General features: G+C 73.1%; 24 protein-coding genes. 16 read left to right on the forward strand and 8 right to left on the reverse strand.

The features are described from left to right. Positions 1 to 40: 40 nt before the first annotated feature. Together AB0G10_RS13050 and AB0G10_RS13055 are read right to left on the reverse strand one after the other, a co-directional pair. Positions 41 to 862 carry an SAM-dependent methyltransferase gene (locus AB0G10_RS13050; RefSeq protein WP_360919442.1) on the reverse strand — a complete coding sequence of 274 codons (822 nt, stop codon included), beginning with the start codon at positions 860 to 862 and terminating at the stop codon, positions 41 to 43. 233 nt (positions 863 to 1,095) lie between these two features. Beyond that, positions 1,096 to 1,764, reverse strand: coding sequence for a hypothetical protein (locus AB0G10_RS13055; RefSeq protein WP_360919444.1), 669 nt, complete (start codon positions 1,762 to 1,764; stop codon positions 1,096 to 1,098). A 102-nt stretch (positions 1,765 to 1,866) separates the two neighbouring features. Here AB0G10_RS13055 and AB0G10_RS13060 point away from each other — a divergent pair, with 102 nt between their 5' ends. The 6 genes from AB0G10_RS13060 to AB0G10_RS13085 all read left to right on the forward strand — a co-directional run bounded on the left by AB0G10_RS13060 (position 1,867) and on the right by AB0G10_RS13085 (position 6,952). After that, positions 1,867 to 3,762, forward strand: a complete 1,896-nt coding sequence (locus tag AB0G10_RS13060; protein WP_360919447.1) for a S8 family peptidase — start codon at positions 1,867 to 1,869, stop codon at positions 3,760 to 3,762. A gap of 10 nt (positions 3,763 to 3,772) precedes the next feature. After that, positions 3,773 to 5,110 carry a hypothetical protein gene (locus AB0G10_RS13065; protein WP_360919450.1) on the forward strand — a complete coding sequence of 446 codons (1,338 nt, stop codon included), beginning with the start codon at positions 3,773 to 3,775 and terminating at the stop codon, positions 5,108 to 5,110. Beyond that, positions 5,107 to 5,754, forward strand: a complete 648-nt coding sequence (locus AB0G10_RS13070; RefSeq protein ID WP_360919452.1) for a hypothetical protein — start codon at positions 5,107 to 5,109, stop codon at positions 5,752 to 5,754. The genes AB0G10_RS13065 and AB0G10_RS13070 overlap by 4 nt, the downstream gene beginning before the upstream one ends. 27 nt (positions 5,755 to 5,781) lie before the next feature. Beyond that, on the forward strand, positions 5,782 to 6,120 hold the full coding sequence (locus AB0G10_RS13075) for a YnfA family protein (protein WP_360919455.1): 339 nt from the start codon (positions 5,782 to 5,784) through the stop codon (positions 6,118 to 6,120). Between the two features lie 125 nt (positions 6,121 to 6,245). Beyond that, positions 6,246 to 6,479, forward strand: coding sequence for an SHOCT domain-containing protein (locus AB0G10_RS13080; protein ID WP_360919458.1), 234 nt, complete (start codon positions 6,246 to 6,248; stop codon positions 6,477 to 6,479). Then, entirely contained in the window at positions 6,479 to 6,952 is a 474-nt protein-coding gene (locus tag AB0G10_RS13085) for a DUF6325 family protein (protein ID WP_360919460.1), read from the forward strand. Before AB0G10_RS13080 ends, AB0G10_RS13085 begins: the two co-directional genes overlap by 1 nt. Here the strand turns inward: AB0G10_RS13085 and AB0G10_RS13090 are convergent. Next, a complete protein-coding gene (locus tag AB0G10_RS13090) occupies positions 6,936 to 7,709 on the reverse strand; it encodes an SDR family NAD(P)-dependent oxidoreductase (RefSeq protein WP_360919463.1) in 774 nt (257 codons plus the stop codon). The two genes, AB0G10_RS13085 and AB0G10_RS13090, sit on opposite strands and share 17 nt — an antisense overlap. Before the next feature lie 96 nt (positions 7,710 to 7,805). On the opposite strand from AB0G10_RS13090, the gene AB0G10_RS13095 reads away from it, so the two are divergent. Continuing rightward, the gene (locus tag AB0G10_RS13095; protein ID WP_360919467.1) at positions 7,806 to 8,834 is read left to right on the forward strand and encodes a hypothetical protein; all 1,029 of its coding nucleotides are present in this window, start codon (positions 7,806 to 7,808) and stop codon (positions 8,832 to 8,834) included. A gap of 53 nt (positions 8,835 to 8,887) precedes the next feature. Here AB0G10_RS13095 and AB0G10_RS13100 read toward each other — a convergent pair whose 3' ends face one another. Beyond that, on the reverse strand, positions 8,888 to 9,718 hold the full coding sequence (locus tag AB0G10_RS13100; RefSeq protein ID WP_360919470.1) for a helix-turn-helix transcriptional regulator: 831 nt from the start codon (positions 9,716 to 9,718) through the stop codon (positions 8,888 to 8,890). Between the two features lie 187 nt (positions 9,719 to 9,905). Here AB0G10_RS13100 and AB0G10_RS13105 point away from each other — a divergent pair, with 187 nt between their 5' ends. Together AB0G10_RS13105 and AB0G10_RS13110 are read left to right on the forward strand one after the other, a co-directional pair. Next, positions 9,906 to 10,562, forward strand: a complete 657-nt coding sequence (locus AB0G10_RS13105) for an SDR family oxidoreductase (protein WP_360919472.1) — start codon at positions 9,906 to 9,908, stop codon at positions 10,560 to 10,562. 37 nt (positions 10,563 to 10,599) lie between these two features. Continuing rightward, positions 10,600 to 11,058, forward strand: coding sequence for a hypothetical protein (locus tag AB0G10_RS13110; protein ID WP_360919475.1), 459 nt, complete (start codon positions 10,600 to 10,602; stop codon positions 11,056 to 11,058). A 3-nt stretch (positions 11,059 to 11,061) separates the two neighbouring features. On the opposite strand, the gene AB0G10_RS13115 is transcribed toward AB0G10_RS13110, so the two are convergent. After that, positions 11,062 to 12,222, reverse strand: a complete 1,161-nt coding sequence (locus AB0G10_RS13115) for a serine hydrolase domain-containing protein (RefSeq protein ID WP_360919478.1) — start codon at positions 12,220 to 12,222, stop codon at positions 11,062 to 11,064. A 108-nt stretch (positions 12,223 to 12,330) separates the two neighbouring features. On the opposite strand from AB0G10_RS13115, the gene AB0G10_RS13120 reads away from it, so the two are divergent. The 3 genes from AB0G10_RS13120 to AB0G10_RS13130 are packed head-to-tail and all read left to right on the forward strand — an operon-like array spanning position 12,331 to position 14,643. Continuing rightward, positions 12,331 to 13,098 carry an ATP-binding cassette domain-containing protein gene (locus tag AB0G10_RS13120; RefSeq protein WP_360919480.1) on the forward strand — a complete coding sequence of 256 codons (768 nt, stop codon included), beginning with the start codon at positions 12,331 to 12,333 and terminating at the stop codon, positions 13,096 to 13,098. Beyond that, entirely contained in the window at positions 13,095 to 13,844 is a 750-nt protein-coding gene (locus tag AB0G10_RS13125; protein ID WP_360919481.1) for an ABC transporter permease, read from the forward strand. Before AB0G10_RS13120 ends, AB0G10_RS13125 begins: the two co-directional genes overlap by 4 nt. Before the next feature lie 19 nt (positions 13,845 to 13,863). Next, positions 13,864 to 14,643 carry a MerR family transcriptional regulator gene (locus AB0G10_RS13130; RefSeq protein ID WP_360919484.1) on the forward strand — a complete coding sequence of 260 codons (780 nt, stop codon included), beginning with the start codon at positions 13,864 to 13,866 and terminating at the stop codon, positions 14,641 to 14,643. On the opposite strand, the gene AB0G10_RS13135 is transcribed toward AB0G10_RS13130, so the two are convergent. The 3 genes from AB0G10_RS13135 to AB0G10_RS13145 form a co-directional block, all read right to left on the reverse strand. Continuing rightward, entirely contained in the window at positions 14,644 to 15,165 is a 522-nt protein-coding gene (locus AB0G10_RS13135) for an MmpS family transport accessory protein (RefSeq protein ID WP_360919486.1), read from the reverse strand. Between the two features lie 63 nt (positions 15,166 to 15,228). After that, complete coding sequence (locus AB0G10_RS13140; RefSeq protein ID WP_360919489.1) at positions 15,229 to 15,675, reverse strand: ester cyclase; 447 nt, start codon at positions 15,673 to 15,675, stop codon at positions 15,229 to 15,231. Positions 15,676 to 15,780: 105 nt separating this feature from the next. Beyond that, positions 15,781 to 16,383 (reverse strand): TetR/AcrR family transcriptional regulator, encoded by a 603-nt coding sequence (locus tag AB0G10_RS13145; protein WP_360919492.1) that lies wholly within the window; start codon positions 16,381 to 16,383, stop codon positions 15,781 to 15,783. Between the two features lie 37 nt (positions 16,384 to 16,420). On the opposite strand from AB0G10_RS13145, the gene AB0G10_RS13150 reads away from it, so the two are divergent. The 4 genes from AB0G10_RS13150 (at position 16,421) to AB0G10_RS13165 (ending at position 20,673) form a co-directional block, all read left to right on the forward strand. Next, entirely contained in the window at positions 16,421 to 17,227 is an 807-nt protein-coding gene (locus tag AB0G10_RS13150) for an alpha/beta hydrolase (RefSeq protein WP_360919495.1), read from the forward strand. Positions 17,228 to 17,318: 91 nt separating this feature from the next. Next, on the forward strand, positions 17,319 to 19,646 hold the full coding sequence (locus tag AB0G10_RS13155; RefSeq protein ID WP_360919498.1) for a baseplate J/gp47 family protein: 2,328 nt from the start codon (positions 17,319 to 17,321) through the stop codon (positions 19,644 to 19,646). A gap of 33 nt (positions 19,647 to 19,679) precedes the next feature. Then, entirely contained in the window at positions 19,680 to 20,234 is a 555-nt protein-coding gene (locus AB0G10_RS13160; protein ID WP_360919501.1) for a GNAT family N-acetyltransferase, read from the forward strand. Positions 20,235 to 20,325: 91 nt separating this feature from the next. Further along, positions 20,326 to 20,673, forward strand: coding sequence for a PadR family transcriptional regulator (locus tag AB0G10_RS13165; protein ID WP_360919504.1), 348 nt, complete (start codon positions 20,326 to 20,328; stop codon positions 20,671 to 20,673). Positions 20,674 to 20,675: the final 2 nt, after the last annotated feature.

The raw sequence follows: 20,675 nt of genomic DNA on the forward strand, positions 1-20,675 counted from the left end.
GGCAGCTCCGCGAGTTGTGACAGACCGTCGGGGTGAGGGGCTACCGGGTGCGCACCCGGGCGACCGCCCCGTAGCCGGTGGCCTCGGCCGGGGTGGGCCGGGGGCCGGGACCGGGCCGCCAGTCGGAGACCGAGACGATCCCCGGCTCGAGCACGTCGAGACCGTCGAAGAAGCGGGTCACGGCGGCCAGCGGGCGCGGCGAGAAGAGCGGCTTGATGTTCTTGTTCACCGCGTCCATGGCGGCGATCGTCTCGTCGTCGAGCGGGTCGAAGGTCGCGTGCGACAGCACCAGGTAGCTGCCGGCGGGCAGGGCGTCGACCAGGTGCGCGACCACCTCGTACGGATTCTCGTGGTCCTCGACGAAGTGCAGCAGCGCCACCAGCAGCAACGCGACCGGCTGGGAGAAGTCCAGGGTCTCGCGCAGGACCGGGTCGGCGAGGATCTTCTCCGGGGTGCGGACGTCGGCGTCGATGTACGCGGTCGCGCCCTCCGGCGAGCTGGACAGCAGAGCCCGCGCGTGCACGAGGACCAGCGGATCGTTGTCCACGTAGACGATCCGCGACTCCGGGGCGATGCCCTGCGCGACGTCGTGCACGTTCTCGTTGGTGGGCAGGCCGGTGCCGATGTCGAGGAACTGCCGGACACCCGCCTCGGCGGCCAGGAACCGCACCGCCCGCTGCATGAACGCGCGGTTCTCCCGGGCGGCCGTGCGGATGTGCGGGAAGACGGCGGCGATCGCCTCGGCCGCGTCCCGGTCGGCCTGGAAGTTGTCCTTGCCGCCGAGCCAGTAGTCGTATCTGCGCGCCGGGTGCGGCTTGGTCATATCGAGGCGCTCAGAAATGTCCGGGCTGTCGGCGCTCACCACGATCCCCTGTCCTCCGTGACGTCAGGCGCTGAATCCTACGAGACGGGCGCACCGCCCCGCACGGCACGGTGAGATCCGTCGATGCGAATCCGGTCCGGCGCCGGCGCGGGCGCTGCGGCTGTGGCGCTTCCACGCCTACCGCTGGTTCACCGACCCGGCCGCCCGGGCCGTGCACCCGGCGGAGGACGAGGACCGGCACTCGCGGGTGATCGTGGCCGGCCTGCAGGAGTTCACCGCGCCAGTTCCATGATGGCCGCCGCGACCCGGCCGCTGTCGACCACCATGTGCAGATGGTCGCCGGCCATCGTCGCCACCGGCCAGCCCCGCCGCCGGGCGTCCTCCCGTTCCTCGGCATAGGTGTCGCCGAACGCCAGATACGCGGCCGGGATCCGGTCCCAGCCGTCCGTCACCGTCACCCGGGCGGTGAGGTAGTCGAACGGCACCCGCTGCTGCTGCGCCTCCACCGCCCGGCGGGTCGCGGCGTCGGGGAAGAGCGCCGCCACGTCCTCCTCCGGCCACCAGCGCGTCCACACCGGCAGCAACCCGCCGTCCACCCGCTCGCGCAGCAGCTCCCGCAACCCGTCCGGCGCCACCGGCACCTCACCCTCCGGCGGCGGGAGGACCGCGTCGACGAACACCACACCGCGCACCGCCCGGGCGCCGGCAAGCGCGGGCACGTAGAGCCCGGCGTTGCTGTGCGGAACCAGCAGCAGATCGTCCCCGGCCGGCAACTGCTCCGCCAGCGCCTCCGCCACGACGGCCGGGTCCGCGGACGCCGGCACGGGCGGATCGGCGACCACGGCGGACACGCCGAGATCGGCGCGCAACGCCGCGGCGACGGGCTCCCAGACGGCCGAGCCGAGGAACGGGCTGGGCAGAAGGACCGCGGTGAGACTCATACCCGCCTTTCTAGCACCGGATCGGGTCGGGTAACCGACTGTGATCGAGGGTTCCGCTGCGCCATCCTGGCCAGGGTCTCCCTCCGATGCGGGAGGTGGCTCATGGCCACTGCGAACAGCTGGCAGGACCGCACGCTCGTCGCGCTCGGCGGTCTGCCCCGCGACACCCGGCATCCGGCCCGGCGCATCGCCGTCGAGGTGGCCCTGCGGTTCGCCGACCGGTTCGGCGAGCAGGACCGCGGTTACAGCGGCCTCGCCGAATCGCCGTTGTGGCAGCGCGAGATGCTCGCCGCGATCGATGACCTGCTCGCGGCCGGGTTGATCGAGGCGCAGCGGGACGACCCGGTCACGTACGGCCTCACCGCGGCCGGGGCCGGCGCAGCCGCCGAGGCAGAACAGCGGCTCGGCGGCGTCCCCGAGCCCGCCGAGTCCGATCGGCAACCCGCCGAGACCGGGCGGCAACCTGACGAGGCCGGGCGGCAAACCGCCGCCGCGCCCCGCATGCCGGCCGCGATGGCCGGGGTGATCGCCATGCCACTTCGGGATTCGAAAGCCCGGGCCCGCCTCGGCTTCGCCTCCGATGATCAGTCGATCCCGGTGATGGTGGAGGTCAACCTGCGATACCGGGGCGGGCCGCCGGACGTGTTCGCCCGGCTGCTGGCCCTGTGGCAGAACGTCGCCGCACCCGGCGACCCGGAACCGGTCGTCGTGGCCGACCGCTACCTGGCCGGCCGGCTCACCATGGGCCAGGCGAAACGGCTCGTCGCCGCGGACGCCGTGCCGATCGTCTGGAGCGAGCGCACCATCCACCACGTGTGGCCGGACTTCCCGGTCCACAAGCACATCGACACGTCCTGCATGACGATCAAGGCGGACGCGGCGCGGAAGTCGTTCGAGGCCGACGGCCGCGGCATCGTCTGGGCGGTCATCGACACCGGCATCTCCGGCACCCACCCGCACTTCAAGCACCTGCACACCCTCGACGACCCGGCGGTGGCCGACCTGCACCGCTACTTTCCGCCGGAGGGGCCGGACACCGCCGACGGCGCGCTCGCCGACGAGGACGGGCACGGCACGCACGTCGCCGGGATCATCGCCGGCGCGATCGAGGGATGGATCGCCGAGGACCCCGGCAACCGCGAGGTGTACGCCACCGAGAGCCGTTACAACGTGGAGAGCGAGACCGTCCCGCTGCGGGTGCCGCGCAGGATCGACCCGGCGCTGCTGACCGGGATGGCGCCCCTGGCGAAGCTGGTCAGCCTCAAGGCGGTCGGCGGGCTCAGCGGCAATCAGCGCGACCAGGTGTCGCGGGTCATCCAGGCGCTCGCCTACGTCCGGGAGATCAACAGGGGCAGCGTCGACGCGATGCGCATCCACGGCGTCAACCTCAGCCTCGGGTACGCGTTCGAGCCGGAGTGGTTCGCCTGCGGGCGCAGCCCTCTGTGCCAGGAGGTCGACCGGCTCGTCCGCTCCGGCGTCGTGGTCGTCGTGGCGGCCGGCAACTCCGGCTACGGCACGCTCAACGTCAAGAGCGAGGCGCCCGTCACCTTCGGGTTCGCGATGACGGTGAACGACCCCGGCAACGCCGAGCTCGCCATCACCGTCGGCTCCACCCACCGCAGCTCACCTCATCTGTACGGGGTGTCGTACTTCTCCTCGAAGGGCCCGACCGGCGACGGCCGGGACAAGCCCGACCTGCTCGCCCCCGGGGAACGCATCACCTCGTGCGCGGCCGGCCGGGCCCTCGACGCCGTGGTCGGCGCGGGCAAGCAGCCGCCGGACGACCGCGCCGTCTATGTCGAGGACAGCGGCACCAGCATGGCCGCACCGCACGTCTCCGGCGCGGCCGCCGCCCTGCTGTCGGTCCGGCGCGAGTTCATCGGCGAGCCGGACCGCGTCAAGCGGATCTTCGTGGACTCCGCGATCGACCTCGGCCGCCGCCGGGACTTCCAGGGCGCCGGCCTGCTCGACCTCATGAAAGCCCTCCAAATCGTCTGAGGAGCACGTCATGACCGACTCCATCGCCGGTTCACCGTTCTGGGACGTCACCTTCGACAAGGACGGCGACCCGGACACCCGGACCACCGACGCCCTGCTCGCCGAGACCGGGAACCTCACCGACCTGTACGTGTTCAGCCACGGCTGGAACAACGAGCACCGCACCGCCCGCCGGCTCTACGACGCGTTCTTCGGTGAGCTCGGGCGGCAACTGACCGCCGACCCGCGCGGCACCGCCGGCCTCGCGGGCGTCTACTGGCCGTCCAAGCTGTGGTCGGACGAGCCGATCCCGGACTTCACCGCGGCCGCCGCGCCGGGTGGCGGTGGCGGGGTGGCGGCGGCCGGCGCCGGTTCCGGGGACACGTTCGTCTCCGAACCCGCGCTCGACGAGAAGACCCTGGCCGACCTGCTCGACACGTTCCCCGACGCCAAGGTGCCGATCGAGAGGATGGCCGCGCTGCTGAAGGAGCGCGAGCCCACCCAGCAGACCCTCGACGACTTCTTCGCCGGCCTCGCCGAGTTCTCCGCCCGGTCCGGGGCGGGCGAGGACGACGGCGAGGGTGCGCCGGCCAGGCCGGGGATGCTCGCGGATCCCCCCAACCCGGTGTACGAGCGCTACCTCGCCGCGCTGACCGGCTCCGGGGCCGTGATCCCGGGCGGCGACGGCGCGGCCGGCATCGGCGACCGGCTGAAGAAGCTGCTGCACGGCGCGAAGGAGGCGCTGCGCGGGGCGACGTACTGGGAGATGAAGGGCCGCGCCGGGGTGGTCGGCCGCAAAGGGCTCGGTCCGCTGCTCGGCCGGATCGCCACGCAACGGCCGGGCCTGCGCGTGCACCTGATCGGCCACAGCTTCGGCGCGCGCCTGGTGTCGTACGCTCTCGATGGTCTTCCCTCCGGGGTCTCGCCGGTGAAATCGGTGACCCTGCTGCAGGGGGCCTTCTCGCACTTCGCCTTCTGCAGCCCGCTGCCGTTCGACGCCGGGCGGGACGGCGCGCTGGGCAAACGCCGGCAGCGCGTCGACGGACCGCTGACGGTCTGTTTCTCCAGCCACGACAGTGCGGTGGGCCGCTTCTATCCGCTGGCCTCGCTGGCCGCCGGCGATGCGACGTCCGCGGCGCGCGACGCGCTCTACCGCTGGGGCGGCATGGGCGCGGACGGCGCGCAGAACCCGGACGCCGCCCTCGACGGCATCAAGGCGGCCGGCGCCACCTACCGCTTCTCGAAGACCCGCATCCTCAACGTCGACTGCAGCGCGGTCGTCCGCAACGGCACCGCCCCGAGCGGCGCGCACAGCGACATCGTGCATCCGGAGGTGACCTGGATCGTGCTGGCCGGGAGCCGCTCGTGACGGCCGGGCCTTCGCACGACGAGCGGGACATGCGGTTCGGGCTGACCGTGGTCGTCGCCGGCCTCGTGATCGGGTTCGCCGGGATCCTCTACGCCCACCTCACCCAGCTCGCCGACGACGTCACCGAGCTGGACACCGGGGCCGGCGAGGCGTTCGCGGCGCTGGCCGGTGCCATCGTCGGCAGCGGCGGCACGGAGATCGGTCGGGCCACCGGCGTACGGCGCCGGGGTGGCACGAGGATGCACCGCGACCACGTCCGCGTCGATGCCGTCCTGGTCGTGGTCGCCGTCGCCGCCGTCGGCGCGGCGCTCGGGCTCATCGCCATGGACCGGGACTGGGCGGCGGCGGCCGTCACCCTAGCGGTGGCGGCCGCCGGGATCCCCGCGGTCCACCTGTCCCACGAGCGGACCCGCCTGGATCGGCGCATCGACCTCGTCACCGGCCAGGTCCTCGTCGTCGGCGTCCCGGTCGCGGCGATCGTCGCCTTCCTGTCGTTCGGCTACGCCGAGGCGGTGGCGGCCGTCGCGGTCGCCCTGCTCGGCGTGGGCGCCACGCTGATGAGCCACGGCCGGGGTGCGCGAACCGGCCCCGGCACCGGAGCGGCTGTTCGTGTGCGACACGGTGACTCCGGCGACGGCGGGTGACGATCACCGGCCGGTAGGTTCTCCGGCATGACCGTCGCCCGCTCGCTGCTGCTGTTCGCCCTCGCCGCGCTCGCCGAGATCGGCGGGGCCTGGCTGATCTGGCAGGGCTGGCGGGAGAACCGCGGCCTGTGGTGGATCGCCGCCGGCGTCGTCGCCCTCGGCGCCTACGGGTTCGTCGCGACCCTGCAACCGGACGCCCACTTCGGCCGCATCCTGGCCGCCTACGGCGGCGTCTTCGTCGCCGGCTCCCTCGTCTGGGGCATGGTCGTCGACGGGTTCCGGCCCGACCGGTGGGACATCGTCGGCGCCGCGATCTGCCTCATCGGCGTCGCCGTCATCATGTACGCGCCACGCGCCTCCTCCTGACCCGCCCGACCCTCCCCGCTGCGACGCCGGCCGCCGCCACCGGATCCGGGACTGCACCCTCCACTGCGGATGAGGTGCGGACCCGGCGGACGGGCGAGACTGGCGGCAGGTCGAGAGGAGGACCGATGTTGCTGGTGCCGAAGCAGTTGCGGCGGTCGGGCATGACCGGCGACGTGCCCTACTACGGTGGCCGCCTGACGCCGGCGCAGGCCCACGCGGCCTCCCACCCGTCCCGCCCGCGGCCCCGCCCGGCCGCGACACCGCAGGTGGACCCGCTGCCGGCGTTGCGGCAACTGCTCGACGCCGGGGTGATCACCGCGGAGGAGTACCGGGACCTGCGGGCGCGGGTGAACCGCTGATGGGACCGGTGCAGGTGCTCGTCGTGGGATTCGAGCAGCCGGCGTTCTCCGGCGAGATCCTGGCCGAGCTCACCCGGCTCGGCCGGGCCGGCGTCGTCCGCCTGGTCGACCTGCTGCTCGTCGCCCGCGCCGGCGACGGCACGGTGGCGACGCTGGACGTGCCCGCCGGCTCCGACTGGGAACCCCGCGGGCTGGTGGCCGCGCTCCTGCATCAGCCGGAAGGCGAGGACGAGACCGGCGTCGACGCCGCCGGTGCTTCGACGTGGTCGCTGGCCGACGCCGTGCCGCCCGGCTCCACAGCGGCGGTCGCCCTGATCGAGCATCTGTGGGCCGGGCCGCTGACCGCGGCGATCCGGACGGCGGGCGGTACCCCGCTGGAGGAGACCTGGCTGGCACCCGACGACCTGGCGGCGCTCGAGGCCCTCGTGCGCCGGCGGATCGAGGACGAGCCGGTGACTACTCCGGGAGCTTGACGCCGGTGAGGTCGGCGCAGAGGGCGAGAAGCCGGTCCTGCAGGCCCTCGTCGTACGCCTGCGGGTTGGCTCGCAGGGCCGTGCGGCGCTTGAAGTAGCGGCCGGTCACCGTCGCCGCCGGCTCGTCCGAGGTGGCGAGCCAGACCTGGGTGCCGGCGCCCTCCGGCAGGTCGTCGGTGGCGCCCGGGCCGCCCAGCCGGGTGCGGATCCAGCCCGGGTCGACCGCGTTGCTCAGGGTGCCGGGCCGGAGCCGGGCCACCGCGAAGGCGAGCATCACGTCGTACAGCTTGGAGTCGCTGTAGGCCTGCATGCCGTCCCACTGCCGGCTCTGCCACTGCGGATCGTCGAGGCGTGCCCGTCCGTCCGCCTCCAACCCCGAGGTGAGATAGATCAAGCGGCTTGGCGCCGGCATGAGCGCGGTCAACACGTACGGGGCAAGGGTGTTGATCTGAAAGATCCGCTCCAGGCCGTCCTCGGTGAGCTGCGGGGCGGACTGCCCTCCCCCGACGCCGGCGTTGTGGATGACCACATCGAACGGACCGGCCTCGACCGCCTGAGCCGCCAGCTCCCGGGTCTGGCTCAGCGAGGCCAGGTCACCGACGATCACACCGTGTGCCCCCGGCACGGCCTCCCGGGCGTCCTCGGCACGGCGATCGTTGCGGGCGTGCAGCGTCACCCGGTGCCCGTCCGCCGCCAGGACCTCCGCCGTGTGCCGCCCGATGCCGTCACTGGAGCCGGTGATCAAGATCGTCGCCATGGCGGCCATCATGCCAGTCCTTCCGTGGCGTTGCCGTGCTTTGCATAGTGCTCATAGGAGAGACCGAGTGGGAGGGCTGCGATGCCGGACAGCGCCATGGCACCGCTTCTGATCGACACGGCGACGTTGCTACGACTGGAGCTCGACCGGTGGGAGCCGCGCGAGGCCGATCCGTGCCGGGACTCCGTCGTCATCGAGAGCCTGGTCCTCTACGACCGGGTGATCCTCGACGGTCCGTCGATCGCGTACAACCGGCACCTGCTCGACTGGACCGCGGACCTCGACGACGGCGTCGAGATCTTCACCCCGGACCAGGCCGAGCGCGCCCGACTGCGGCACAGTGCGGCGGCGATGTTCGAGAGCGTGGCGGGCCGCACGATCCTGCCCGGCGCGGAAATGCTGCCGATCACCGAGATCGGCGGGGCGATGTCCTCGTACTCATGGGATCTGGTCATCGAGGAGCTGGTCCGCTATCCCGAGAGCGGGCCGGTGCTGTCGGAGATCAAGAACCGGTTGACCGAGCACACCTACCACCGCGGGCAGCTGACCACCTTGGCGACGCTGATGCGTCTGTTCCACTACCTCGCACTGCAGCAGGCGGTGGGTGCCCATCTGCTCCTCGACCGTCAGAAGGCACCCGATCAGGACGTTCCCCGGTACGGGTTCACCGGGCCCATCATGGAGAACTTCACCGGCGAGGTTCGCGCCCGGTACGCGCAGCGCCGGCGCCGGTGGCTGGGCGACGCGATTCCGGAGCTGCCCGTTCCGGCACTCAGCCGGTACGTGTCGTCGGTGGCACAGGACCGGGGCTGGAGCCTCGGCCGGGCCGTCACCTGGTTGCGGGAGCAGCCCGAGGTCGTGTCCTACCGCTCCGGCATGACGGAACTGGTGCGGCGTTTCCAGGCGGGCGACGCGGCCGGGGCCGACGAGGTCTTCGTGGAGCTGGACGGCGCCGCCGAGCGGTGGAGCGCGCGGCTGGGGGCGCCGGCGGCACGGCGCCGGGTGCCGGTCACCCTTGCCCTGCCCCTGGTCGAGGCCATGGTGCCGGTCCCGGTGCCACGGTTGAGGCGCACCCCGGGAGCGAAACTGCTGCTGCTGATCGACGTGTTGCTGAGCGCCGAGTGAGCCCGCGGGCCGGCCTTGCCGGCGGCCGGCCGTAAGGTTCGACCGCCGGGTCGTCAGACGAGCGACCCGGCCATCGACAGCAGGGCCAGGGCGTCGGCGTCGGGTGAGCCCGGCTCGGCGCTGTAGAGGACGAGGTTCTGGTCGCGGTCGGCCAGGGCCATCGTGTCGCAGTCCACCGTCACCCGGCCCACGACCGGGTGGTGGAACGTCTTGGTCAGCATCGGCGCGGGCTGCACGTCGTGGCGCTGCCAGAGCCGTTCGAAGTCGGCGCTGCCGGCCCGCAGGTCGGCGACCAGGCCGGTGACGGCCGGATCGGAGGGGTAGCGGGCCAGTGTGGCGCGCAACTGCATGACGACGTGGTGCCGGAACTCGGTGGCGTCGGTGACCCCGTACAGCGGTGGGCCGGGCGGCGGCAGGAACGCCCGCCGGGCCAGGTTGCGGTCCTCCGGGGCGAGCGCGCCGAAGTCCTCCATCAGCGCGGCGGCCAGGTCGTTCCAGACGAGCACCTCGAACGCCGCGGACGTCACGAACCCGGCGGTCTGCGGCAGCCGCGACAGCAGCGCCACGATGCTCGGCCGCACGTCGCGGCGGAGGAGCCCGCTCCGGGCCGGCGCGGTGCCGGCCAGCAGGTGCAGGTGGTCGGACTCGGCGGCGGTGAGGCGCAACGCGCCGGCGATCCCGGCCAGCACCTCGCCGGACGGCCGGGGCGCGCGGCCCTGCTCGAGGCGCACGTAGTACTCGGTCGAGATGTGCGCCAGCACCGCGACCTCCTCGCGGCGCAGCCCGGGCGTGCGGCGCCGCGGACCGGCGGGCAGGCCCGCGTCGGCCGGGCTCAGCCGTTCGCGCCGGCTGCGGAGGAAGGCGCCGAGCTCCTGCTTGTCCATGCCCCCAGTGTGCCCGCCACGGCCGGGCGGATTCTGGTACAGCTGATGCCTGCCTCCGGGCCGCGGCCGCCACCAGGCTTGCTCCCATGACGAACATGCTGACCGGCAAGGTCATCTTCATCACCGGTGCCAGCCGCGGCATCGGCGCCGCCGCGGCCCGCCTCTTCGCCCGGAGGGCGCCTCCGTCGTGCTCGCGGCCCGCAGCGCCGAGGACCTCGACAAGATCGTCGCCGAGATCCGGGCGGAGGGCGGCGTGGCCGACGCGGTCACCGTCGACCTGGCCGACCGGGCCAGCGTCCGGTCCGCCGTGGCGCGGGCCGGTGACCTGCACGGGCGGCTCGACGGCGCGTTCAACAACGGCGCGGCCATCCAGCGGCCGGGCCCGCTCGACACCACCGGCGACGAGGAGATCGACGAGCAGTTCGCGGTGAACTTCCGCGGGCACTGGGTCGCCATGAACGCCGAGGCCGCCCTGATGCGGGCCGGCGGTGGCGGGGCCATCGTCAACACGTCGAGCATCGGCAGCCGGCGGGCCAACCCCGCACTTCCCGCGTACGGGGCGATGAAGCGCGCCCTGAACAGCATCACCGAGACCGCGGCCGTGACGTGGGCGGCTCAGGGCATCCGGGTCAACGGCATCACCCCGGGCGGCACCGCCACCGAGATGATCGAGGCGTGGGAGGCCGCCACCCCGGGCGTCAAGGCCCGGATCACCACCTCGGTGCCGCTGGGCCGGATGGCCGATCCGGCCGAGGTGGCCGAGGTCGCGGCCTGGCTGCTGAGCGACCGGTCGTCGATGGTCACCGGCGCGGTCATCCCGGTGGACGGCGGAGCCGGCGCCTGAATCGTTCCGCCGAGCGCCGGTCTGGCACTGTGCACCCGTGACATTCAACTTCGCCGTTGCGTTGCGCGGGTACGACAGGGATCGGGTGGAGCAGCTGCTGTCCCGGGCCGACGCGGCTCTGGCCTCGTCCGATCCGGCGCTGCGCGAGTCGGCCCGGCAGACGCTGCTCGCCCCGGATCTGCCGGTCGTGCTGCGCGGGTACGCCTGCGACCAGGTGGACGAGGCCATCCGGGATCGGCTGCGCGCGGCGGGGCCGGCCGCGGAGCAGAGCGATCCGGCGCCGCCGTCGTTCACCGTGGTGCTGCGCGGCTACGACATCGGGCAGGTGGACGAGGTCTTCGGGCGCGTGCGGGCCGCGCTGCGCTCCGACGACCCCGTCACCCGTGCCGCGGTGCGTGCCGCGCTCGCCACGGCCACCTTCCGGGTGCGGCTCCGCGGCTACGACCGGATCCAGGTCGACGGCACCGTGCGGGAGGCGGTGCAGCGGCTCACGTGATGCTCACCGGTCGGCGCACAGGGCGTGGTCGATCAGTCTCGCGGACGCCTTCGCCTGCGTGGTCGGGTCCTGGCCCGGGTCGAGCGAGCCGGCCAGGAACACGGTGACCGCACGGCTCCCGTCCGCGGTGACCGCGTTGTCGGTGATGGCGTTCCACCAGCCGCCGCCGTGGAACCACGCCCATCCCCCGCACGGCAGGCGGCGCTTCATCAGCCCCAGCCCGTAGCCCGGCTCGTCCCAGACGGCCGCGAACGGCTCGGCCGGGCGCGTCGCCTGCATCTCCCGCAGCTGCGCCGGCTTCAGCAGCCGGCCGCTCAGCAGCGCGCGGAGGAACCGGTTGACGTCCTCCGGGGTGCTGATGATCGACGCGTCGGCGTGCCCGGCGACGCGGGTGGACACGTCGACCGGTTCGCTGCCCGGCCGCAGCCGCTGGTACGCCGCGAGGCGCGGCGACGGCAGGTGGGCGGAGGTGCCCGGCAGCACGGTGCCGGTCAGGCCGAGCGGCTCGACGATCCGATCGTGCACCGCCTGCTCCCAGGGCGCGCCGGTCACCCTCTCGATGATCATCCCGGCCAGGACGTAGTTGGTGTTCGAGTACGCCCACCCCTGCCCCGGGGCGAACACCGGCGGGTGGCGCATCGCCATCGCGATCAGCTGCTCGGCGGGGATCGGGCGGAAACGTTCGCTGTCGAACTGCTGCTTCGAGGTGGCCCGGCTCAGCGGCAGGTCGTCGGCGTAGTCGGGCAGCCCGCTGGTGTGACCGAGCAGCTGCCGCACGGTGACCGCCTCGCCACCGGTCACCAGGCCCGGCAGCCATCGCCGCACCGGGTCGTCCAGGCCGAGCCGGCCCTCACCGGCCAGTTGCAGCACCACGGTGGCGACGAACGTCTTGGTGGTGCTCTCGATCCGGTGCCGGGCGTTCGCGGCGACCGGCCGGCCGGTGGCGGGGTCGGCGACACCGGCGCGTGCGGTGAGCGGCCGCCCGGATCCGCTGACCTCGGCGAGCACTCCGGTCGCGCCGGTGGCGTAGAGCGCGTCCACGTCCCGCCGCAGCTGGACGAGGCCCTCGCGGCCGGGCGCACGCTCGGCGGCTGCCGGCGCCGCGGCTCCGGCGAGCAGCAGGACACCGGCCAGTGGCAGCGTATATCGGGCACGTCTTCTCATGTGTCCACTGTGGGGCGACGTTCGTGATCGGGCATCGGGTGATCCCCGGACTTCTCCCCCGACAAAGGCTTGACCCTGACGCTGCGTCAACCCTCCATCCTGGCGGGCATGAGCATCACATCGACGGCCGACGCGATACGGGTCGCGGGCCTGGAGAAGTCGTTCAAGGACGTACGGGTGCTGCGGGGAGTGGACATCGCCGTGGCGCGGGGCAGCGTCTTCGCGCTGCTGGGCTCGAACGGGGCCGGCAAGACGACCCTCGTGCGAATCCTGTCCACCCTGCTGAAGGCGGACGCCGGAACCGCCACCGTCAACGGGTTCGACGTGGCCGGCCGGGCCGCCGACGTCCGGGCGTCGATCAGCCTGACCGGGCAGTTCACGGCGGTCGACGAGATCCTGACCGGCCGGGAGAACCTGATCATGGTGGCCCGGCTGCGCCGCGCCGGCGACCCGGGCGCGGTCGCCGACGACCTGCTGCGGCGGTTCTCGCTGGCCGAGGCGGGCGGCCGGCGCGCCGCCACCTACTCCGGCGGGATGCGCCGCCGGCTGGACATCGCGATGAGCCTGATCGGGAACCCGCCGGTGATCTTCCTGGACGAGCCGACGACCGGGCTCGACCCGGAGGCGCGCCTCGAGGTGTGGCAGACCGTCCGGGAACTGGCGTCGGGCGGCACGACCGTGCTGCTCACCACCCAGCACCTGGAGGAGGCCGAGCACCTGGCCGACCGGATCGCGATCCTGCACGAGGGCCGGATCCTCGTGGAGGGCACCCTCGCCGAGCTCCAGCGGCTGCTCCCGGCGGCCACCGTCGAGTACGTCGAGAAGCAGCCCACCCTCGAGGACGTCTTCCTCACGCTGGTGGGAGGGAACCGATGATCAGGGACACGTCGGTGCTGCTCGGCCGCTCGCTGCGGCACATCGCGCGCAGCCCGGACACCATCATCACCACGGCGGTCATGCCGATCGCGTTCATGCTGCTGTTCGTCTACGTGTTCGGCGGCGCCATCGAGACCGGGTCCGACTCGTACGTGAACTATCTCCTCCCGGGCATCCTGATCATCACGATCGCGTCCGGTATCTCGTACACGGCCTATCGTCTTTTTCTTGATCTTCAGAGTGGGATGTTCGAGCGCCTCCAGTCGATGCCGATCGCCCGGCCGGCGGTGCTGTGGGCGCATGTGCTGACGTCGCTGGTGGGCACCATGATCTCGCTGGTCGTGGTGGTGCTCGTGGCGGTGCTGATGGGCTTCCGGACCGGGGCGGACGTGCTGGGCTGGCTCGCGGTGATCGGCATCCTGGGACTGTTCACCCTGGCGCTGACCTGGCTCGCGGTGATCCCCGGCCTGACCGCGAAGTCGGTGGACGGGGCCGGCGCGTTCGCCTATCCCCTGATCTTCCTGCCGTTCGTCAGCTCCGCGTTCGTGCCGACCGAGTCGATGCCTGCCCCGGTGCGCGCGTTCGCCGAGAACCAGCCGGTCACCTCGATCGTCGACACGCTGCGCGACCTGTTCACCGGGCAGCCGGTCGGCACCGGTGTCTGGACCGCGCTGGCCTGGTGCGCCGGGATCCTGGTGGTCGCCTACGTCGTCGCCGTGATGGCCTACCGCCACAAGATCTCGTGAGCAGGGCATGCTGGACGGGATGCTGACGATCGGCCAACTCGCGGCCTACACCGGCGTGACCGTGCGCGCGGTCCGGCACTACCACCGGATCGGCCTGCTGCCGGAGCCGGAACGCGACGCGTCCGGCTACCGGCGGTACGGGGCGCACGCCGTCGTGGCCCTGCTCAAGATCCGTACGCTGGCCGGGGCCGGGGTGCCGCTGTCCGAGATCACCCCGCTGCTGCACGCCGACGAGCACGACTTCGCGGCGGCCATCCACCGCATCGACGAGCGCCTGGCCGGCGAGATCGACCGGCTGCGGACCAGCCGCCGGCAGATCGCGCGGCTCGCCGCCGGCAACAGCGGAGCGCTCGCGCCGGAGGTGCTCGCCTACCTCGACCGGCTCCGCGAGATCGGCGCCTCCGAGCGCATGATCGAGGCCGAGCGCGACGGCTGGATCATGATCACGGCGCGCTGGCCGGACCAGGTCCGCGAGTGGATCCCGGCGAAGTTCGCCCAGCTCGAGGACCCGCGCATGGTCCGGCTCTACCGGGTGCTGTCGCGGCTGCTGGACAGCGACCGGAACACCGACGCGGAGAACGAGCGGCTCATGGAGGAGGCCGCCGACATCATGGCCGAGCTCGCCGAGGAGGCCTACGCCGCCGGCGCGGTCGTGGAAGCCGTCGAGACGGCCGACCAGCTGCCGTTCGACCTGCTCGACGCGCTCGCCGACGAGGCGCACCCGCAGGCGTACCGGATGCGGGAGCTGATGCGCGAGCGGGGCTGGACGAGCTGGACCCGGCAGGAGCGGATCAAGTGATCATCCGCTGCACTGGGGTGCGGCGTACCGGCCCTGCTCCGTCGTATTGGCGATCACCTTGCCGTCCACGGTGATCGAGCAGGACACCGGTCCCGCGTCACCGCCGGCCTTGCGCTGGGCGTGCAGCACCAGCGGCGACCGCCGGTCCGCGGTGAAGGTGGTCCGCCACGGCAGCGGGATCCCGCCGCGGCGGATGATGTCGCCGTCCTGGTCGGTGAAGCTGACACTGCCGACGTTGCCCGATCCACTGGCCGTGACCTCGTAGATCACCTGGATCGGGGCGGCCGGCTCATCGGGCGCGACCGGCGCGATCGGCACCTCGCGCTGCGGCGGCGGCAGGGGGTCGGCGGGCGTGCTGCGGCCGACGACCACCAGGCCGGCGCAGAGCAGGGCTGCGACCAGGAGGGCCGTCAGGAGGGCGGCCACGACCGTCGGGCGCTTCGCCGGGGGTGTCCAGGGCCGGGCGGCGAGGTCGGAGGGGGTGGCGTTCTGGTAGGCGCTGTCGCCATCGGGAGTGGCCACGATGCCGAGGGTAGAACCGGTGCGCAATGCCCACGGCCGCCCCCTCCCCGGTCGTGCGTCCGGTCAGTCCTGCGCCGCCGGCCGGGGCGAGAACCCCAGCTGCCGCATCATCTCGAGGTGGTCCTCCACGCCCCAGCGGGCGACGATCTTCCCGTTGGCGATCTGGAAGAACGCCATGCCGTGGAAGCGCACCGACCTGTTCGTCGGCTTCAGGCCGCGGAACTCACCGGTGTGGGTGCCGGTGAAGGTGAACCGCTCCGCCACGGTGTCCCCGTCCTCGACGAGCGCTTCGATCGCACAGGCGACCTGGCTGAAGCCCTTGTGCAGGCCCCCGAAGACTTGCCGGACACCTTCCCGGCCGGTGCCGATGCCGGCCACCGCGGTTTCGAATCTGACCTTCTCGTCCACGATCTCGTCGAGCGAGTCGAAGTTTCCTTTGTTGACGATCTCGTCGCTGAATCGCTTGATGATCGCCTTGTTCGGGCTCAGAGACTTGCCCGGGTCAGTCATGTCGCCTCCGTCCGAATCCGTTGCGCCGTCCTTCGGTGAACGTGCTCAGCGTCACCCCGGCCTTCGGCTCTACAAAGGATTCGGTCGGATAGGCGACCGCCGCCCCTATCCCTGGTGGAGGAGGCTCGCGGCGGCGCCCGCCACACCGAGCAGTTCGTCGCGGGTGGCGCCGAGCTCGGCGCGGGCCGACAGCCCTTCCCACAGGGTCTGCACGAGGCCGGCGAGGACGGCGGCCGGCACCGCCGGCTCCCCCTCGCCGTCCGCGCACGCGCGCTCGAGGCGCGCCCGCAGCCGCGCTTCGTCGGCCTGCCGCAGCTGCGCGACGTAGGCCCGGACGTCGAGGGTCGCCGAGGCGTCGGCCATCACCGCGCTGCTGGTCAGGCAGCCCGGATGCCCCTCGCCGGCGCGGGTGAACTCGTGCACCGACTCGGTCAGCAACACGTCGATGACGCGGGCCGGCGTGGTCTCGGCCAGCGCCCGGTCGTAGATGGCGCTGTAGCGCAGCGCGTAGGTGCGCACCGCCTCGTCGAACAGCGCCGCTTTGGTGCCGAACGCCGCGTACAGGCTGGAACTGGAGATCTCCAGTGCGCTGGTCAGCATGCGCGTCGACGTACCGGAGTAGCCGTGCCGCCAGAACAGGTGCGCCGCCCGGCGCAGAGCGTCGTCGCGGTCGAACGAGCGTGGTCGCCCGGCGGGTCGTGAGGCCATGTTGACAATTCTAGAGCATTCGCTCCACAATCCGATTATGGAGCAATTGATTCAGAATAGGGTCGACGTCGACGGCAGCTGGGTGACCGTGGACGTGTACGGGGACCCGGACGCGCCGGCGATCGTCGTCATCCCCGGCGCGATGGCCGACGCCGCCGCGTGGAGTGCGGTAGCCCGGCATCTCGACGGGCCGGCGGTCGCGGTGGTGAACCGGCGTGGCCGGCATCCCTCCGGGCCGCTGACCGGCACCTACGGGCTCACCACCGAGGTGGCCGACGCCGCCGCCGTCCTGCGGCGGTTCGCCGACGTCCGCGCGCTGTTCGGCTGGAGCTACGGCGGGCTGATCGCCCTGCGCCTGGCGGACACGGTCGCCGTGCCGCAGGTGATCGCGTACGAGCCGGTGATGGCCCCGTTCGGCGCGGAGGCGCTCCCCGACCTCCGGCGCGCCGACGAGGCCGCCGACCGCGACGCGGTCGTCGAGGTCGCGCTGCGACAGGTGACCGGCATGCCGGACGAGGCGGTACGCGCCCTGCGCGCCGACGCCGCGACCTGGGCCGAGCTGCGGCGGCTCGGCGCGCCGGCCTATGCGGAGACCCGGGCCGTCAACGAGGCGCCGCAGCCGGCCGCTCTCGCCACGAGGGCGGCCCGGGTCGACCTGATCGTCGGCGAGCGCAACCGGGGCCGGGCGCCCTACGGGACGTCGTTCGAGGACGTGGCCCGCCACGTGCCCGCAGCGAACGTGCACGAGCTCAGCGATCAGGGACACCTGGCCCACCTGGAGGCGCCGGCACACCTCGCCGCACTGGTGAACCGGCTCCTACTAGATCAGGCGGCCCGAATCTGAACCCATGGCGGATCGACCGAGCCGCCACCGGCCCGCTTCACCGATGCCCGCCGCCACTCTCCCGGTGCGATAGTGCGGCGGGAGGTGTGTGATGACCGCGTCTCAGATCCTCGTCCTGCCGCTTCGCCACCCGCCGGCCGCGGCCTCCGTGGACCTCGTGTTCACCAGGGAGGGCGCCGCCGCCGACCGGATCAGCATCCCTGCCGGGACCTGTGTGGCGGCCGGCCCGGTCGTGTTCAGCACCGCCTGGTCGGTGGCTTTCGAGCCAGGGCAGACCGAGGCGAGCGTACGGGCGTACCACGGCGAAACGGTCGACGGCGAGCTGATCGGCGTGGCCACCGGCGAGCCCGGGCAGCTCCTGCGGGTGGCCCGGGCGCCGATCGCGGCCACCGGCGACGCCCACGATGTGCTGCTCGGGGTCGCCCGGCCGGACGGTTCGCCGGCCGGCGGCGCGCCGGCGCGGGTCTGGTATGGCGTCACCTACGAGCTGTGGGAGCCGGTGTCCACGTTCGCCGGGGTCGCCGGCGCCGACCGCGTGTACTTCCTGGACCGCGCCTCCGGGACGATCCTGTTCGCGCCCGAGCTGGACCTGCGCGACACCGCCGTCGCCGGACCGCGCGCCCTCGCCGCGCTGCCGCCGGCCGGCGCCGCGATCCGGGTCTGGTACCGGACCGGCGGTGGCCCGGACGGCAACGTGGCGGCGAACACGGTGACGGCGTTGCGCGAGCCGGTCCCCGGGCTGCGGGTCACCAACCCGTCGCCGGCCCGCGGCGGACGGCCGCTCGAGGACCGGGCCGGCTGGACGGCCCGCCGGCAGTACGCTTTGTCCACGCAGCGCCGGGCCGTCACCGCCGCCGACATCGAGTCCCTCGCGACCGGCCGATCCGAGGCGATCGCCCGGGCCGGCGCATTCGCCCCCGGCAGCGCGGGGCCCTACGGCCGCCCCGGTCAGATCCTGGTGTCGCTGGTTCCGCGGGTGACGGCGCAGGCCCGGCCCGGCTGGCGGCTGCCGGCCGAGGCGCTCACCGCGCACCAGGACGCCGAGGCGCTCCGGGCGGTCCAGCGGCTCCTGGACGGCTGCTGCCCGCTCGGCAGCAGCATCGTCGTCGGCTGGGCGCGGTACAAGCCGGTGTCGGTCCGCGGCCGCGTCACCGTCCCGGCGCAGGAGGATCCGGACGCCGTCCGCGCCCGCCTGCACGAGCGCCTCCACCAGATGATCAGCCCGCTGCCGGCCGCGGGCCGCGCCGACGGCCGGCGGTTCGGCGAGCCGTTGCGGGCCGCGGACGTGCGCGCCGTCGTCGAGCAGTCGCTACCCGAGAAGTCCCGGGTGGACGAGCTGCGGTTCGTGGTGCGCGAGGCCCCGGACGCCAGGGTCCGTGACGTCGCCGTCGACCCGGCCCGGCCGGACGTCTGGTACGCCACCGGCACGGACGTGCTGTTCCGCTCCACCGACGGCGGCGCGGGCTGGGAGCCGGCCGGCCGGTTCCCGGACGAGGAGATCCGCCGGGTGGCCCCGGCGCCACCGCACCGGCCCGGCGCCCTCGCCGTGGTCACCGCGACCGCCGACGCCGTCTCGCGGGTGTACCTGTCCGACGACTTCGGGGAGCACTGGACGCGGCTCGCCGAGCTGCCGGCCACGGTGACCGGTGTGGCCTGGGTGGACCGTGCCGGCGCCGGCGCCCTGCTGCTGTCCGCCGACGACGGACTCCACGAATTGCCGCTCGCTCCGGGCGCGGTCCCGCTGCGGGTGATGGTCGACCCGGCCGATCCCGACCGTGGCCTCGCCGCGGTGGTGACGTTCGCCGCCGGCACCGGTGTGGCGGTCGCGGCGCAGGGCCGTCTCGGCGTCCACCTGTCGACGGCCGGCGGCCGCCAGGGTACGTTCCAGCACATCGGTCTCGCCGACGCGGACGTGCGCACCCTGGCGGTGCAGGACGACGGCACGGCGACGTACCTGTGGGCCGGCCTCGGCGAGGCCGACCCGAGCAAGCCGGGCAAGGGCTGCCACCGGGCGCGGCTGTTCGAGAACGCGCTGCACTGGGAGCCGCTCGCGGCGGGCTGGACCGGCGGCACCTGCTGGGATCTCGCGGTCGACGGCCGTACCGTGCTGGCCGCCTCGCAGAGCGCGGGCACGCTGCGCTACGACACCGGTGCGGCCAATCCCTCGTGGGCGGGCGCGTCGGTCAACTCCGGCCTGCCGCTGCGCGACCGGACCCGGTTCGAACCGGTCACCGCTGTCGCCGCCGGTGCGGGCGGCCGGGCGCTGGCCGGCACCGCCCGCGGCGTCTACCGGGAGGCGGTCGCCGGCCAGTGGTCCCCGATCGCGAACCGCGAGGCCGCCGAGACCGTGACGATCCCGCCGACCTGGCTGTTCTGCTCCGACGAGCACGACGTGCAGGTGGTGCCGGAAATCGCGTGAGCCGATGGCCGCCTCTCACTACAGTGGCGCCCCATGGGGGACACCACACTTCGTACCGATCGGCTGGAGCTCCGGCCGGTGCGTGAGCAGGACGCCGACCGGATCCTCGAGTACCGCAATCTGCCGGAGGTCACCCGCTGGCTGCTGACCACCGAGGTGGACGCGGCCTCGCTGCGCGCGGAGCTGCGTCGCATCGCCGGGGATCCCGACGACCACAGCGTGGCGGTCACCCTCGGCGGCCTGGTGATCGGGACGGTGTCGCTCCGGGTGTCCGACGGCATGGGGCAGCCGGGCGTGCCACCGCGCACCGAAGGCGACCTCGGGTACGTCTTCGACCCGGCCCACGGCGGCCGCGGCTATGCGACCGAGGCGGTCACCGCCATGGTGGCGTACGCCTTCGACCGGCTCGGCGTCCGGCGGATCACGGCCGGCTGCTACGCGGACAACCTCGCCTCGGTGCGCATCCTCGAGAAGATCGGGATGCGGCGGGAGCAGCACGGCGTCGAGGACTCCTGGCACGCCGAGCTGGGCTGGGTGGACGGCTACACCTACGGGCTGCTCGCCGGGGAGTGGCGCCGCCCGGAGTAGACGATCGCCGCCACTATTCAGCGTTGCTAGCTACCGGTACCTAGTGTTACTTTCTACTGGTACTCAATGACGCTGAATAGTGAGGGCACGCATGGGCAATCAGATGACCGAGATGCTCAAGGGCACCCTGGAAGGGATCGTGCTGGCGATCCTGGCCCGCAAATCCGCCTACGGGTACGAGATCACCGCCTGGTTGCGCGACCAGGGGTTCGCGGACATCGCCGAGGGCACCGTCTACGCGCTGCTCGTGCGCGTCGAGCAGCGCGGGTTCGTGGACGTGGAGAAGGTCCCCTCCGAGAAGGGGCCGCCGCGCAAGGTCTACACGCTCAACGCCAAGGGACGCGACCAGCTCGCCGAGTTCTGGGCGACCTGGAACGTCCTGGCGCACCGCATCGAGCAGCTCCGGCCCACCGACACCCCGCCCGCCGAAGGAGCATGAGC

This window comes from Actinoplanes sp. NPDC023714, assembly GCF_040639855.1.
GTDB lineage: Bacteria > Actinomycetota > Actinomycetes > Mycobacteriales > Micromonosporaceae > Actinoplanes.

Bases quoted from the DNA above. Each gene is read 5' to 3' on its own strand.
- AB0G10_RS13055 (WP_360919444.1), bottom strand. From the start codon at position 1,764: ATGAGTCTCACCGCGGTCCTTCTGCCCAGCCCGTTCCTCGGCTCGGCC.
- AB0G10_RS13060 (WP_360919447.1), top strand. From the start codon at position 1,867: ATGGCCACTGCGAACAGCTGGCAGGACCGCACGCTCGTCGCGCTCGGC.
- AB0G10_RS13065 (WP_360919450.1), top strand. From the start codon at position 3,773: ATGACCGACTCCATCGCCGGTTCACCGTTCTGGGACGTCACCTTCGAC.
- AB0G10_RS13075 (WP_360919455.1), top strand. From the start codon at position 5,782: ATGACCGTCGCCCGCTCGCTGCTGCTGTTCGCCCTCGCCGCGCTCGCC.
- AB0G10_RS13080 (WP_360919458.1), top strand. From the start codon at position 6,246: ATGTTGCTGGTGCCGAAGCAGTTGCGGCGGTCGGGCATGACCGGCGAC.
- AB0G10_RS13085 (WP_360919460.1), top strand. From the start codon at position 6,479: ATGGGACCGGTGCAGGTGCTCGTCGTGGGATTCGAGCAGCCGGCGTTC.
- AB0G10_RS13090 (WP_360919463.1), bottom strand. From the start codon at position 7,709: ATGGCGACGATCTTGATCACCGGCTCCAGTGACGGCATCGGGCGGCAC.
- AB0G10_RS13095 (WP_360919467.1), top strand. From the start codon at position 7,806: ATGGCACCGCTTCTGATCGACACGGCGACGTTGCTACGACTGGAGCTC.
- AB0G10_RS13100 (WP_360919470.1), bottom strand. From the start codon at position 9,718: ATGGACAAGCAGGAGCTCGGCGCCTTCCTCCGCAGCCGGCGCGAACGG.
- AB0G10_RS13115 (WP_360919478.1), bottom strand. From the start codon at position 12,222: ATGAGAAGACGTGCCCGATATACGCTGCCACTGGCCGGTGTCCTGCTG.
- AB0G10_RS13120 (WP_360919480.1), top strand. From the start codon at position 12,331: ATGAGCATCACATCGACGGCCGACGCGATACGGGTCGCGGGCCTGGAG.
- AB0G10_RS13125 (WP_360919481.1), top strand. From the start codon at position 13,095: ATGATCAGGGACACGTCGGTGCTGCTCGGCCGCTCGCTGCGGCACATC.
- AB0G10_RS13130 (WP_360919484.1), top strand. From the start codon at position 13,864: ATGCTGACGATCGGCCAACTCGCGGCCTACACCGGCGTGACCGTGCGC.
- AB0G10_RS13140 (WP_360919489.1), bottom strand. From the start codon at position 15,675: ATGACTGACCCGGGCAAGTCTCTGAGCCCGAACAAGGCGATCATCAAG.
- AB0G10_RS13145 (WP_360919492.1), bottom strand. From the start codon at position 16,383: ATGGCCTCACGACCCGCCGGGCGACCACGCTCGTTCGACCGCGACGAC.
- AB0G10_RS13150 (WP_360919495.1), top strand. From the start codon at position 16,421: ATGGAGCAATTGATTCAGAATAGGGTCGACGTCGACGGCAGCTGGGTG.
- AB0G10_RS13155 (WP_360919498.1), top strand. From the start codon at position 17,319: ATGACCGCGTCTCAGATCCTCGTCCTGCCGCTTCGCCACCCGCCGGCC.
- AB0G10_RS13160 (WP_360919501.1), top strand. From the start codon at position 19,680: ATGGGGGACACCACACTTCGTACCGATCGGCTGGAGCTCCGGCCGGTG.
- AB0G10_RS13165 (WP_360919504.1), top strand. From the start codon at position 20,326: ATGGGCAATCAGATGACCGAGATGCTCAAGGGCACCCTGGAAGGGATC.